The 13,228-nt window shown below is 46.5% G+C and carries 13 protein-coding genes; 9 read left to right on the top strand and 4 right to left on the bottom strand.

Going from position 1 to position 13,228, the window contains the following annotated elements; translation table 11 throughout:
- Window positions 1-127: 127 nt before the first annotated feature.
- Both AC5W2J_RS13650 and AC5W2J_RS13645 read right to left on the bottom strand, forming a co-directional pair.
- Window positions 128-1,012 (bottom strand): alpha/beta hydrolase, encoded by an 885-nt coding sequence (locus AC5W2J_RS13650; RefSeq protein ID WP_496060008.1) that lies wholly within the window; start codon window positions 1,010-1,012, stop codon window positions 128-130.
- Window positions 1,013-1,080: 68 nt separating this feature from the next.
- Window positions 1,081-1,515, bottom strand: coding sequence for a DUF1801 domain-containing protein (locus AC5W2J_RS13645; RefSeq protein WP_496060007.1), 435 nt, complete (start codon window positions 1,513-1,515; stop codon window positions 1,081-1,083).
- A gap of 246 nt (window positions 1,516-1,761) precedes the next feature.
- Between AC5W2J_RS13645 and AC5W2J_RS13640 the strand changes: the two genes are divergently transcribed.
- The 3 genes from AC5W2J_RS13640 to AC5W2J_RS13630 are packed head-to-tail and all read left to right on the top strand — an operon-like array spanning window position 1,762 to window position 4,404.
- Window positions 1,762-2,568 carry an alpha/beta hydrolase gene (locus tag AC5W2J_RS13640; protein WP_496060006.1) on the top strand — a complete coding sequence of 269 codons (807 nt, stop codon included), beginning with the start codon at window positions 1,762-1,764 and terminating at the stop codon, window positions 2,566-2,568.
- Window positions 2,569-2,604: 36 nt separating this feature from the next.
- The gene (locus AC5W2J_RS13635) at window positions 2,605-3,831 is read left to right on the top strand and encodes an NADH:flavin oxidoreductase/NADH oxidase family protein (RefSeq protein ID WP_496060005.1); all 1,227 of its coding nucleotides are present in this window, start codon (window positions 2,605-2,607) and stop codon (window positions 3,829-3,831) included.
- Window positions 3,832-3,858: 27 nt separating this feature from the next.
- Complete coding sequence (locus AC5W2J_RS13630; RefSeq protein ID WP_496060004.1) at window positions 3,859-4,404, top strand: hypothetical protein; 546 nt, start codon at window positions 3,859-3,861, stop codon at window positions 4,402-4,404.
- A gap of 78 nt (window positions 4,405-4,482) precedes the next feature.
- Here AC5W2J_RS13630 and hisD read toward each other — a convergent pair whose 3' ends face one another.
- Window positions 4,483-5,760, bottom strand: a complete 1,278-nt coding sequence (gene hisD / locus AC5W2J_RS13625; protein ID WP_496060003.1) for a histidinol dehydrogenase — start codon at window positions 5,758-5,760, stop codon at window positions 4,483-4,485.
- Between the two features lie 251 nt (window positions 5,761-6,011).
- On the opposite strand from hisD, the gene AC5W2J_RS13620 reads away from it, so the two are divergent.
- From AC5W2J_RS13620 to AC5W2J_RS13595, 6 genes are all read left to right on the top strand, one after another.
- Window positions 6,012-7,013 carry a LacI family DNA-binding transcriptional regulator gene (locus AC5W2J_RS13620; protein ID WP_496060002.1) on the top strand — a complete coding sequence of 334 codons (1,002 nt, stop codon included), beginning with the start codon at window positions 6,012-6,014 and terminating at the stop codon, window positions 7,011-7,013.
- 143 nt (window positions 7,014-7,156) lie between these two features.
- The gene (glcD, locus tag AC5W2J_RS13615) at window positions 7,157-8,563 is read left to right on the top strand and encodes a glycolate oxidase subunit GlcD (RefSeq protein WP_496060001.1); all 1,407 of its coding nucleotides are present in this window, start codon (window positions 7,157-7,159) and stop codon (window positions 8,561-8,563) included.
- Window positions 8,560-9,903, top strand: a complete 1,344-nt coding sequence (locus AC5W2J_RS13610; protein WP_496060000.1) for a (Fe-S)-binding protein — start codon at window positions 8,560-8,562, stop codon at window positions 9,901-9,903. The genes glcD and AC5W2J_RS13610 overlap by 4 nt, the downstream gene beginning before the upstream one ends.
- Before the next feature lie 25 nt (window positions 9,904-9,928).
- Complete coding sequence (locus AC5W2J_RS13605; RefSeq protein ID WP_496059999.1) at window positions 9,929-11,038, top strand: CdaR family transcriptional regulator; 1,110 nt, start codon at window positions 9,929-9,931, stop codon at window positions 11,036-11,038.
- Between the two features lie 88 nt (window positions 11,039-11,126).
- Window positions 11,127-11,453 (top strand): ArsR/SmtB family transcription factor, encoded by a 327-nt coding sequence (locus tag AC5W2J_RS13600; protein ID WP_496059998.1) that lies wholly within the window; start codon window positions 11,127-11,129, stop codon window positions 11,451-11,453.
- Between the two features lie 52 nt (window positions 11,454-11,505).
- Window positions 11,506-12,801 carry an NAD(P)-binding domain-containing protein gene (locus AC5W2J_RS13595; protein WP_496059997.1) on the top strand — a complete coding sequence of 432 codons (1,296 nt, stop codon included), beginning with the start codon at window positions 11,506-11,508 and terminating at the stop codon, window positions 12,799-12,801.
- 38 nt (window positions 12,802-12,839) lie between these two features.
- On the opposite strand, the gene AC5W2J_RS13590 is transcribed toward AC5W2J_RS13595, so the two are convergent.
- Window positions 12,840-13,181, bottom strand: a complete 342-nt coding sequence (locus tag AC5W2J_RS13590) for a YflT domain-containing protein (protein ID WP_170146884.1) — start codon at window positions 13,179-13,181, stop codon at window positions 12,840-12,842.
- Window positions 13,182-13,228 lie beyond the last annotated feature (47 nt).

Genomic DNA, 13,228 nt, shown 5'->3' with positions numbered 1-13,228 from the left:
AGCACGGAAAAGAGCGGCGGGAGCCTTACCAAAGGAAGAGAAAGGAATGATCAAATGAGAATGCTGCCGCTGCATTATCACTTGTTTCTCAGAATCTGCAAAAATGAATGCACGAGAGCGGCTTCGTTTATAAATAGATACGCAGCTTGTTAATGATAAGATTCCATGCCTGGTGAGCGGGCTCTTTTCTTCCATTATGAGTAAACGCGTGAAAGGTGCCGGGAAACGTATGAAAAGATGCAGTGGTGCCGGCCTCTTTTAAGCGGAAAGCGTAATCCTGTGCTTCGCGGGCGAGTGAATCAAATTCAGGTGTGAATAAAAGAGCAGGCGGAACTCCTTCCAAAGACGTCGCATAAAGAGGCGAAACATAAGGGTGGCGACGGTCCTGATGTTCCTTTAAGTAGCTTGCTGCAAATAAGTCCGCCACCGCTGTGGGAATCGCGCCGGAAATAGCCGGTTTGCAGCGGGGATTCGTATACAGGTCCAGAATCGGAGAATCGAGAATCTGAATCCGGGGTAAGGGAAGGCCTGCGTCCCGAAGAAATAATACAGAAGCTGCAGCCAGATTGCCGCCGGCGCTGTGGCCGCCAAGCGAAAAGCGTTTCATATCAAGCCCAAGCGCGGAACTGTGCTCATGCAGCCAGGAAAGAACATCACGGATCTCAAAGAGAGAAATAGGAAATTGTGTGTGGGGGGCCAGGTGGTATTCTACATTAACGACAGCGCAGGGCGTCTTTCCGGCCACATATTTTCCCCATCCCTTGTCATCACGAGCGCGTCCCATGAAAAATCCGCCTCCGTGCAGGTTCACAAACACTGGTAAATGCGTGTCAGGTTCTGTCTGCGGATAGTAAATATGAACAGACGTAAACCCAGCGGCTGTTTCGACCATGTAGGATCTATTTGTCGTATTCATCGAAGGCGGCATAATATGAAAAGGAGAAAACCGGCTCAGCGGCTTCTGCAGCGAGCGGAGCACAGTGGTGCCTATCTGCATTTTCCAGGCATGCATTTGAACTCCTCCTTGTAAAAGATACATGTATTATATCAGCTGCTTTTTCATAACAGTGCCGGTTCTGCTTATTTGCCTTCATATCGTTTAATCCACTCTTCACATGTCCATTTAGAAGCTAGTTCTCCCATTAACTGATACGGGATTTTTTTTGGATTCGTAAAACGAATACAGCTTTTTCCCATATTCAATTTTGTATCCATATGAGCCGGGTATTCATTTTGGAACCATTCCAATAATTCCCGATCCGCGTAAATACCCATATGATAGACAGAAATATGGTTTTTTTGTACAGCCAGGCTGATGAATGGCAGAGGAGTATTTTTTTCGACGTGGTAACCTTCGGGATAAAAAGCTAAAGGAACTACGTAGGATGGCATGCCATTCTGTATTTTTAACTCAAAACCAGCAGGAAGGTTTTGATCGATCACTTGTTTCAGAGTCAGGAACGAGTCTTTCCATTTTGCTTCTACGCTTTCCAGATACTGCTCTATATCAGACACAGGGTAGCACCTCCTCGTTTTCAAACAGCTCTTTCTTCTCATCCTAAGCGTATTTTTCTCAAAAATCAAAGGCGTTTTTTGAGAAACCGTATGTAGGATCGAGACAAAGTTAGAAACGATGAATTCTTCCTTCACGCAAACATTTTATGCTCGCGAAAAAGGGATAACCGTTTGTTTTCCAGAATATAAAGAGCAATTGAAGAAATCGTTCATGAATCATCCTGACAAACGAATGGAGGAGTCAACATGGCAGAGGAACGAAAGGTTAAAGCATTTGATGGAACAGAATTGTTCAGCAAAAAAAATCCAGCAGAACAGCCTAAAGCGGCCGCAGTGATTGTCCACGGACTCGCAGAGCATATGGACCGCTACGAAGCACTAACAGAAACGTTGGTGGGGCACAACGTAACGGTGTACCGTTACGATCAGAGAGGACACGCCCGTTCCGGAGGCCGGCGCGTGTATTTCAGCGATTTTAATGAAATGCCGGATGATGCAAAAACAATGGTCGATACCGCCAAAACAGAAAATCCGGACCTGCCGGTGTTTTTAATCGGGCACAGCATGGGCGGCTTTACCGCAGCAGCTTTTGGTACAAAATATCCGGGAAGCGTTAAGGGAATTATTTTATCCGGTGCATTAACGAGGTACAATAAAGAAATTTTCGGTCCGATGCCTATAGATAAACCGGATGACTTTTATTTTGATAATGCACTTGGGGACGGGGTCTGCAGCGACCCTGAAGTCGTGAAGGCCTATGAAAATGATCCGCTGGTGGAAAAGAAAATTTCCGCCGGTCTGCTGAATGTGTTCCCGCCTGGTATCGAATGGCTTAAACGCCGGTCGGCGGACTTCACGGACCCGGTACTTGTACTCCACGGCAATGAAGATGGACTCATTGCAGAAAAAGACTCCAGGGATTTTTATGCCGACACAGCTTCCCAAGATAAAACACTGAAGATTTATGCATTTTTGATGCACGAAATCTTTAATGAACCATCTAAATATGCTATTTATGAGGAAGTTACCGATTGGATCAATGAACGCGTATAATTAGAAATAAAGACAAGCCGCCAAGGAGCAAATTACATGACAGAGGTTACCATAAATCATCCTTTTTCCATTAAACAGACCGTTTTTAAAAACCGGCTTGTAAAGTCAGCCATGAGCGAAGCGATGGCCGGAAGAAATCATCTTCCGACAGATAAACTTTTTACTCTTTATGAAACATGGGCAAAAGGAGGAAGCGGCCTCGTCATCACAGGAAACGTGATGATTGACCCTCGGGCACTCGGGGAGCCGGGAAATGTGGTGTTGGAAAATGCGGAACACCTATCGGTTTTTCAAAAATGGGCGGAAGCCGGGAAGAAGCACAACACGCAGCTGTGGATGCAGATCAATCATCCCGGTAAGCAGGTCATTAAAGGAGTGGCGGAAGAAGCGGTAGCGCCGTCTGCTGTTCCTTTTGAACCGGCTCTGCAGCGGTTTTTTCCGATGTGCCGGGCGTTGGAAGAGAAAGAAATTCTGGGAATTATCGATAAATTTGCCCGTACTGCAGAGCTTGCAAAGCGGGCCGGCTTTACAGGTGTTCAGATTCATGCGGCGCATGGGTACTTAATCAGCCAGTTTCTTTCACCGCGTCATAATGAGCGCACCGATCAGTGGGGAGGGCCGATAGAGAACCGCTTCCGTTTTCTTCGGGAGATTTATATGGCAGCCCGTGAAAAGACGGGCCCGGATTTTCCGATTGGCGTAAAAATTAACAGCTCCGACTTTATGAAAGCCGGTTTTTCTGAAGAAGAATCGCGATATGTGATCGGTGAATTAGATCGGTTGGGGGTGGATTTAATTGAAATATCCGGCGGAACCTATGAGCGTCCTGAAATGACAGGAAAAGGCGTACGGGCTTCCACCGCCGTAAGAGAGGCCTATTTTCTGGAGTATGCCGAAGCGTTGAAGCAGCAAAGCGATGTACCGCTTATCGTAACAGGGGGGTTCCGGACCCTGCATGGGATGAATGAAGCCCTGCAGAATCAGGCAACCGACTTTATTGGTATCGCCCGTCCGCTTGCGGTGTACCCGGACTATGCCAATCAGCTGCTCCTGGGAAGGGCCTCTGATTTTTCCATTAAACCAATTAAGACAGGAATTTCTTTTATCGATTCCAAAGGCATTCTGGAACTAACCTGGTACGCGCAGCAGCTGCACCGACTCGGAAGCGGTGAAAGAACGAAGCCGTCTTTTTCGCCGTTGCTGTCGCTTGGATTGACTGTGTGGAAAAATGGAAAAGGCGTATTGATGAAGCGACGGGCTTAACCAACGGTAATGATAGGAGGGTATGAAATGGATAAAGCGTTAACGGAAGCATTTGACGATCTTTACCATGAAGATAAACAAATCCGATATCAGGCTTTTCTCGATGTGCTGGCGGCGGCAGAAGAAGAGAATAAATGGTCTTATGACGTCTGGGATAGTTTTGTTCAGGATTTAACACACAGTGATCCCCATCGCCGTTCCACGGCGGCACAGATGCTGTGCCGCCTGGCGAAAAGCGATCCGGAAGAACGGATTTTCCCAATTTTTTCAGACCTGTACGACGCAACGAAAGATCCCAGGTTTGTTACGGCTCGTCATACGCTTCAGTCATTCTGGAGGATAGGACTTGGCGGGCCGCGTCAAAAAGAAACCGTCGTGGAAGCGTTGGAACACCGGTTCCGTGAATGTATCTCTGAGAAAAATGATACATTGATTCGTTCTGACATTCAGGAAGGGTTAAGGATGCTTTATGATGAAACAGGAGATACCTCTATTAAGGAAAAAGCGTTAAAATTGATCAACATAGAAGACAGGGAAAAGTACCAGCAGAAGTACATGAAAATCTGGAAATAATAAGACGATAGCAGTAAACAAGCAGAGGCGCTGGGCCTCTGCTTGTTTACTGCTGATAAGGAAATATTTCGTCTGCAGTTATTTCTTTTCGTAGCGTCTAATCCTTAGTGATGCCTGTTCTTTATGACCCATAAAGCCTTCTAGTTCACACAGTCTTTCCGCGTATTTTCCGATTTCGACACTCGCTTCTTCCGTCACACGCTGATAGGTGCAGTTTTTTAGAAATTTACCAACCCATAGGCCGCCGGTGTATTTTGCTGCCTGCTTTGTAGGGAGGGTGTGATTGGTGCCGATTACTTTATCTCCGTAAGCAACATTTGTTTCTTGTCCAAGAAACAGCCCGCCGTAGTTGGTCAGGTTCTGCAGGAAATAATCGGGATCTTCGGTAAGCACTTCGACATGCTCGTACGCCAGCTTATCTGCCTCCACTACAGCTTCCTCCAGCGTGTCCACTAAAAGGATAGAGCCGTGGTCTCTCCAAGCGGCTTCCGCTATATCCGCAGTGGAAAGTGTCTGCAGTTGTCTGGCAATTTCTTCTTCCAGTGATTCAGCGAGGGGGCGGGAGGTGGTAATGACCGCACCGGGTGATGTCGGTCCGTGTTCGGCCTGTCCCAGTATATCGGTAGCGACAATTTCTGCATCAGCAGTATGGTCAGCAATAACGAGTGTTTCTGTTGGACCGGCGAGTAAATCAATACCGACCTTGCCGAACAGCTGGCGTTTCGCTTCAGCGACAAATGCATTTCCCGGCCCGACAATCATGTCAACTGGTTCAATACTCTCTGTTCCTATTGCCATCGCAGTCATTGCCTGGACGCCGCCAAGAAGATAGATTTCATCGGCTCCTGCCATGTGCATGGCGGCAATTGTTGCTGCCGGCACTTCGCCATTGCTTGGAGGCGTACAGGCAATCACACGCTTTACTCCTGCTACTTTGGCAGTAAGAATGCTCATGTGGGAAGAGGCGACCATAGGGTAGCGTCCGCCGGGAATATAGCAGCCTACGCTGTTAACGGGAATATTCTTATGTCCGAGAAACACACCCGGTCTCGTTTCCACCTCAATATCCTGAATGGAGCTTCGCTGATGCTGCGCAAAATTTTTGATCTGCTCTTGAGCAAACTGAATATCTTCTATCACCTGATCTGGGAGTCCTCCTATAATAGTTTGGATGTCTTCAGACGAGAGTAAAAAGCTTTCAGGGCTCCATTTATCAAATTTTTCGGAAAGTTCCCGGACTGCATCGTCCCCCCGGTCTTCCACATCTTTGATAATGCCGTTTACCGCCTGTTCCACTTTGGTGCTCGCTTCCTGCTTCTGCTGATCCGACTGTCCTTCTTTTATATAAATTACCACGTTGCATCCGCCCTTTACGTTTAGTATGAATACGTAGTCATTATAGAATGTAAACGCTTCTATGTAAATACCATTGTTATAAAAAGAAAATAAAACTGTTGGTATCGGTTTTAGTCCTGTTAATATAGTGTTTTTATGAAATGAACTTATACAGCTTATTTGTTCCGCGCTAATCCTGATTGACAAATTGCCGCTTAACTTTTAACATATTTATGAATACGTATTAATTAAAATGAAAGAGGTATGTAAAAATGGCTTCTTCCAAAGATGTAGCAAAAGCAGCCGGCGTTTCACAGTCTACGGTGTCGCGGGTGCTTAATGATCCGTCAAAAGTGAATGCAGAGACAGTGGCGAAGGTGCAGCAAGCAATGAAATCGTTAAATTACCGACCGAATTTAATTGCACGCAGCTTAAAGCAGCAAAAAACAAAATCGATCGCTCTTATCACTGGCCATTTACATAATCCATTTTTCGTTGATACAACGATGGCAATCATTGAATATGCCAAACAGCAGGGGTATCATACACTGGTATATTTTGAAGACCAGGGAGATAATATCTCCGTATACGAAGAAGTGTTAAAACAGCAGGTAGACGGTATTATTCTATCTTCCATCTTTTTTGAAGACCCTATTTACAAAGAATTAAAAAGCTCCGGTGTTCCATTTGTAATGTTTAATAGACGGCATCAGGCAGGAGGGAATTTCGTAGAAATAGATAACGAGAGAGCCGGCACGATGGCAGCCAATCATTTGTTAAAGCTTGGTCATACGAAGATTGCCTGGATTGGAGGGCAGACGCTTGCCTCTACCTTTCAGGGCCGTCTGGAAGGATATAAAAAAGCCATGCGGGCTGTCAATCATGAGGTGGATCCGGAATGGATCAAGGAGACTGATACGACAGAACCATCGGTAATGGAGGCAGTAGACAGCCTTCTGCTTTTGGATAATAAACCAACAGCTATTTTTGCAGCAACAGATTCGATGGCGCTTTTCTGCCAGAACTATTTGATGAAAATGGGGTACGCGATTCCGGATAACTTCAGTATCTGCGGCATGGATAATATTGATATTACGGCCCATGCGGGGATTCAAATGACGACCATTACCCATGACTCCAAAAAACCGATGGGCCTTCATGCAATAGAGCATCTTATCTATATGATGGAAGAGGAACATCAGCCCATTCAGGAAATGACGCTGACTTTACAGCCGAAGTTAATGATTCGCCATACGACAGGTCCTAAACGATAACCTTTCCGACATGGAAAGGGTTTTGTTGTATGAACATATAAAAATATAAATGTAAACGCTTTAATTTTGTATATTCATCTATATCTATTCGTGCTTGATCGTATTAGGATAAAGGAAACGAGTGGTGAAAGGGTGGAAACAACATGTTGGATGAAAGTACAAAAAAACGGTTTACGGAAATCGTAGGGGCAGATAATTTTTTTGATTCGCCTTCAGACATGCTTACCTATTCTTACGATGGCACTCCCGAATTTCAATCAATGCCGGATGGAGTCATCGCGCCACGGAATACTGAAGAGATAGCGGCGGTGGTTAAAATATGCAGCGAACAGGAAATTCCAATTGTACCGAGAGGCTCCGGTACTAATTTGTCTGCCGGCACATGTCCTACTTCCGGAGGCATTGTTCTGCTGTTTAAACACTTAACCCGCATTAAAGAAATCGATGAAAATAATTTAACTGTCACCGTAGAACCGGGAGTGATTACGCTCGATATGATCCATGCGGTTGAGGCGAAAGGGCTTTTCTATCCGCCTGATCCAAGCTCCATGAAAATTTCGACTATCGGCGGCAACGTGAGTGAAAATTCCGGTGGACTGCGCGGGCTGAAGTACGGTGTCACAAAAGACTATGTTCTCGGTATGACGGTGGTCGTAGCTAATGGGGATATTATTCACCTTGGCGGGAAGCTGACTAAAGATGTAGCGGGATATGATTTAAAAAGCCTGTTTGTTGGAGCGGAAGGGACGCTTGGGATCGTAACAGAAGTGATTCTAAAGCTGATTCCGATTCCGGAAACAAAACAGACGGTGCTTGCCGTGTATGATGATATTCAAGCCGCAGCCGATTCGGTATCGGCTATTATTTCCAATAAAATTATTCCGGCGACGCTGGAATTTCTCGATCAGGGAACGATCCGGGTCGTGGAAGATTTCGCCCACGTCGGGCTGCCGACAGAAGCGAGCGCTATTTTATTAATTGAACAGGATGGACCGGCGGCGGTAGTAGCCTCCGATATAGCAAAAATTACGGCGGTCTGCAAAGAAAATAAGGCGGTATCGGTTCAGGCAGCGGCCACTGAAGAAGAAGCGGAAGGCCTTCGCACCGCCAGAAGATCAGCACTTGCTGCCCTGGCACGCCTGCGGCCGACTACGATTTTAGAAGACGCCACCGTGCCCCGTTCGATGGTGGCTCCGATGGTAAAGGCGATCAACGAGATTGCAGAAAAACACCAGGTGACGATCTGTACATTTGGGCATGCCGGCGATGGTAACCTGCATCCAACCTGTCTGACAGATGCGCGTGATAAAGAAGAAATGGAACGGGTGGAAAAAGCTTTTGCTGATATTTTCCAAACATCGATTGATATGGGAGGCACCATTACCGGCGAGCACGGCGTAGGCGAAATGAAAGCGCCTTACCTTCACTTAAAGCTAGGCCGGGAGGGTATTGCTGCTATGCAGGCAATCAAAACGGGTCTTGATCCTAAAAATATTATGAATCCTAAAAAAATATTCGGGGAAGTTAAGCAAAAAGAGGTGACCTCATGAGTACGGAATCAAAAAAACAGGAAATGATTATTGACTGGCAGAAGCGGATGGATCAGGATGAAATGCTCAACTGCATGCGGTGTGGATTCTGTCTGCCGTCCTGTCCAACATATGAGGAATCCGGATTTCAGGAATCCCAGTCTCCACGAGGACGGATTGCGCTCATGAAAGGAGTCGCAGACGGACTGATAGAGCCGGATGAAAAAGTAGAAGAGTCTTTAAATCAATGCCTGGGCTGCCGGGCCTGCGAACCGGTCTGTCCTTCCGGGGTCAAATACGGCCATCTTCTGGAAGAAGTTCGGGACGTTGTGAACCAGAACAAAACGCACAGCCTGCCGGAGAAAGTGATCCGCCGCGGCGTATTCTATGAGCTGTTTCCCCATCAGAACCGGATGAGAATGGCAGTAGGGTTTCTCGGTTTGTATCAGCGTACCGGCCTGCAGAAAGCAGTCCGTAAAACAAAGCTGCTAAATAAACTTCCACAGCCAATGGGGACGATGGAAAAGGTGCTCCCGCAGGTGCCGAAAATGCGGGATATGAAGAACCGCCCAGCGCATTATCATATGGAAAATCCACGAAAGCGTGTGGCATTTTTTTCCGGATGTTTAATGGATACGATGTTTATGAGCACGAATGACGCAACGGCGACGCTTCTGCAAAAAGCGGGATGCGATATTGTGATCCCGGAAAGCCAGGCGTGCTGCGGAGCACTTCACGGCCACAGCGGTGAGAAGGAAAAAGCGAAAGCTATGGCGAAACGTAATATAGAAGCATTTGAAGAATTGAATGTTGATTATATTGTGACCAACGCCGGCGGCTGCGGCGCATTCCTGATTGACTACGGCCACCTGCTGAAAGACGAACAGGAATGGGCAGAGCGGGCGGAAGCATTTGCCGGCAAGCTCAAAGACATGTCGACGGTGCTTATGGAACTTGATTTTGCGGGCCGGGGTTACCGACTGCCGGAACAAGTGATTACGTACCAGGACTCGTGTCATCTTAAAAATGTTATGCATACGACAACCGAGCCGAGACAGCTGATTCAAAGCATTCAAGGAACAGAGTACAAAGAAATGAAAGATGCCGGACGCTGCTGCGGATCTGCCGGTATTTACAACATTGTTGAATCAGAGATGTCGATGAAGATTCTGGATTCAAAAATGACCAATGCGAAAGCGACCAAGGCGGCGACAATCGTCACGACTAACCCGGGCTGTCTGCTCCAAATGAAACTCGGAATAGAAAGAGAAGGGCTGACAGGTCAGGTCCGGGCTGTTCATCTGGCAGATCTGCTTTTGGAAGCAGTCGAATACGAAGAAAAAGAAACGTCTTCTGTATAAGGGGAAATAAGACGAGGTGGCTAATGTGAATGTAAACACAGCACTGGCAGAAAATATTGTAGAAGAAGTAAAGCGGGTTATCAAAGAAGATGTGATTTTTATTGATGATACAAGCACCATTATTGCTTCTACGGATCCAAGCCGAAAGGGTACTCTTCATGAGGGTGCCCAGCTTGTGCTGCGGACAAAGCAGAAGCTGTATATTGATGACGCCAATCTGGGGACGTTAAAAGGAGTTAAACAGGGTATTACGATGCCGCTGATTAACCATGGCAGTGTCGTAGGGATTATAGGTATCACAGGTGCTCCGGAAAAAGTAGAAGCATTTGCTGAGCTTACAAGACGCTTAACCGAGCTGATGATACATGAAGCTTTTCTATTGGAAGAACAAAAGTGGCAGGACCGGAGCGTAGAGGTATTTTTTAACGAATGGATCCGTTCAGAAAGTGTCGACCAGGAGTTAATGAATCACGGAATGAGGCTCGGGATACCGCTGGACCGCCCGTATTTATGCTGTCTTGTAGAAGCAAAAGAGCCGAAAAGCCAGCCCGCTCAGGCTGAACGCTATACCAGGTCCGCGTTTCATTCCTGTTTTCCAAGGAAGCAGAATTTTTTTGTGAGATGGGGAGAGGATTTATTTTTACTGATGATTGAAATAAGCGGCTCCCGGCAGCGAAAAGATTTTTCCAGCAAGCTGGAATCCTGCCGAAAAGAAATGGAAAAGCAGTACGACGGAATGGTCCGGATCGGGATCGGTTCCAGCCGGGATAACATCGTAATGGAAGAAGCCTACAAAAACGCGAAAAAAGCCCTGCAGGCAACGACCCAGGGCAAACGTTTAATTTTTTACGAAGATCTCTCGATTGAATTGGTGCTGAGCGATGTATCGGACGAAGCCAGAAGTACATTTCTAACCCGGGTGATCGAGCCGCTTCAGCAGAAAAAAGAGCTGGTGCAGACGCTTGAAGTATACCTGCACTGTAACCAATCTGTGAAAGAAACGGCCGGGGTGATGCATATTCATATTAATACGCTGCATTACCGCTTAAAGCAGATTAAAGAATGCACAGGCATTGATCCACGGACAACAGAAGGCATTGTTGCTTTTTATCTGGCTGTGGAGTTTTTGAAGTAGAAAAACGGAGAAGGACTTGCTTATATACCGTTTTTCTTTTACACTGGCTATACATCAAAAAAAATTGATATAATAAGGAGAAAGAAAAATGAAGCCGATAGAATTTCGTTCCGGCACGACGGCAGAGGTGATGGATTTTACTTCTTATGAAATAAAGTTTAAGGCACTGGCAGACAACACCCGCTTAAAAATTATGTATGAGCTCAATCAAAAATCTTCCATCTGTGTCTGCGATCTTACTGACCTTGTCGATCTTCCTCAGTCCAAGCTTTCCTATCATTTGAAAATTCTGCGGGAGGCCGGTTTGATTGAGAAAGAAAAAATCGGAACCTGGAACTACTACCACTTGAATAAAGAAGCAGTAAAAAATCTTTTGTCTGAAGAACTCTGCTGTATTTTTTATCCTTCTTCTTAATTTTGCCTCATACATCAAAAAAAATTGATATAAAAAGAAAGGATGACTCGTTATGACAAAGCATCTGCCTGTCGTTATCGTTGGAGGAGGGCCGGTAGGACTGGCTGCTGCAGCAGAGCTGCATGAAAAAGAAGAGGCATTTGTATTATTGGAAGCCGGGGAAGGGCCCGGTACGAACTTTCTGGATTACGGACACGTCCGCCTCTTTTCTCCCTGGAAGTACAATATGGATAATGCCGCCAAACGGTTATTGAATAAACACAAGGTGCCGCTCCCCGATCCAGAACAGCTGCCGCTCGGAAAAGATATCGTGACCGAGTATCTGCAGCCGCTCGTCGACCTTCCTGAAATGAAACCGAACATTTTATTTGGCAGCAAAGTGGTCCATATTTCCAGAAAAGGATTCGACAAAGTGAAATCAAAAGGCCGAAAGGAAGCGCCTTTTCAGATAATAACAGAGACTGCCAAAGGAGAGCGGAACACAATAGAAGCCAAAGCAATTATTGATGCAACCGGTACGTGGGGGCAGCCCAATTCCCTTGTACCCGGAGGTGATACCTCAGCAGAGAAGCATCTGACCCGTCTTTCTTACAGCATTCCCGACAGAGAAAAAAGCAGTTCTTCTGTGTATATAAATTCCAACACTGCTGTAGTGGGAAGTGGACACTCTGCGATGCAGTCTATTCTGGAGCTGTTGGAGCTGCAGGAGGTGTATCCGGAAACAACCGTTTCGTGGATTCATCGTAAGCCCACGACGGTAGATGCGCTTGGAGGCGGGGACCAGGACCAGCTGCCGGCGAGAGGCGACCTGGGGCAGCGCATTAAAGAGGCCTGGGACAACGGAAAAATCCAGGTGCATGAAGCATTTTATATTGAATCCGTGAAGGAGACAGGTAAGCAACTGACTCTTTTGGGAAAACAGAACGACGAAGCAAGTGAAATAGGCCCGTTTGACTACATTATCTGCAATACAGGCTCACGGCCTTCTTTTCACTTTTTAGGGGAACTTCGCTGGGATAGAGATGCGGCGCTCGAATGTGTCCCGGCCCTGGCGACGTTAATTGACCCCAACATCCACAGCTGTGGAACCGTAAGGCCGCATGGGGAAAAGGAACTGCGTCAGCCTGAAGAAAGTGTGTATATTATTGGAGCGAAGAGCTATGGCAGAGCCCCGACGTTTTTATTAGCCACCGGCTACGAACAGGCCCGGTCAGTGGCAGCCTATATTGCAGGAGACAAAGCAGAAGCCGCAGAAGTCCACCTGGAACTGCCGGAAACCGGCGTGTGTTCGACTGTACCGGCCGGCGGGCCGTTAACGATTGCCGTCTCGAACAGCTGTTGTTCCTAACAAAAAACGACCGGGAATTGTCCCGGTCGTTTTTTATGTTAAAATCTAACTTTTTCCTGATTGGTAACAATAAGTAGAATTTTTCCTTTTTCCAGTTCTACGCGGAGCTTTTCTGCCTTTTCAGCGTCAAAGCCAATTCTTTTCAGCTTTACTTCAACCTTTGTCTGGCGGCCCCGGAAAATATTTTTGAGTACCGTGCCGACACCCATTTCTTTTCTGCCGATTTTCTTGGCATCTGTATTTTTTTTGTTGCGGCGGGTACGTCTGCGGTCAAAGGAAATAACATATAAGTCCTCACCGCTGACACCTGCTTTAGTCAGCTTGCCAATCGACTTTCCTAATGATTCATCGTTGTGAAAAAGCTTAAACTTGGGATCCAATGTCGTTCCTCCTTTGAATGTACACAATGGTTCTTTTGCATATTATA

The organism is Sinobaca sp. SA16-1 (genome assembly GCF_059510515.1).
This window is presented reverse-complemented; position numbering and strand designations above follow the sequence as displayed.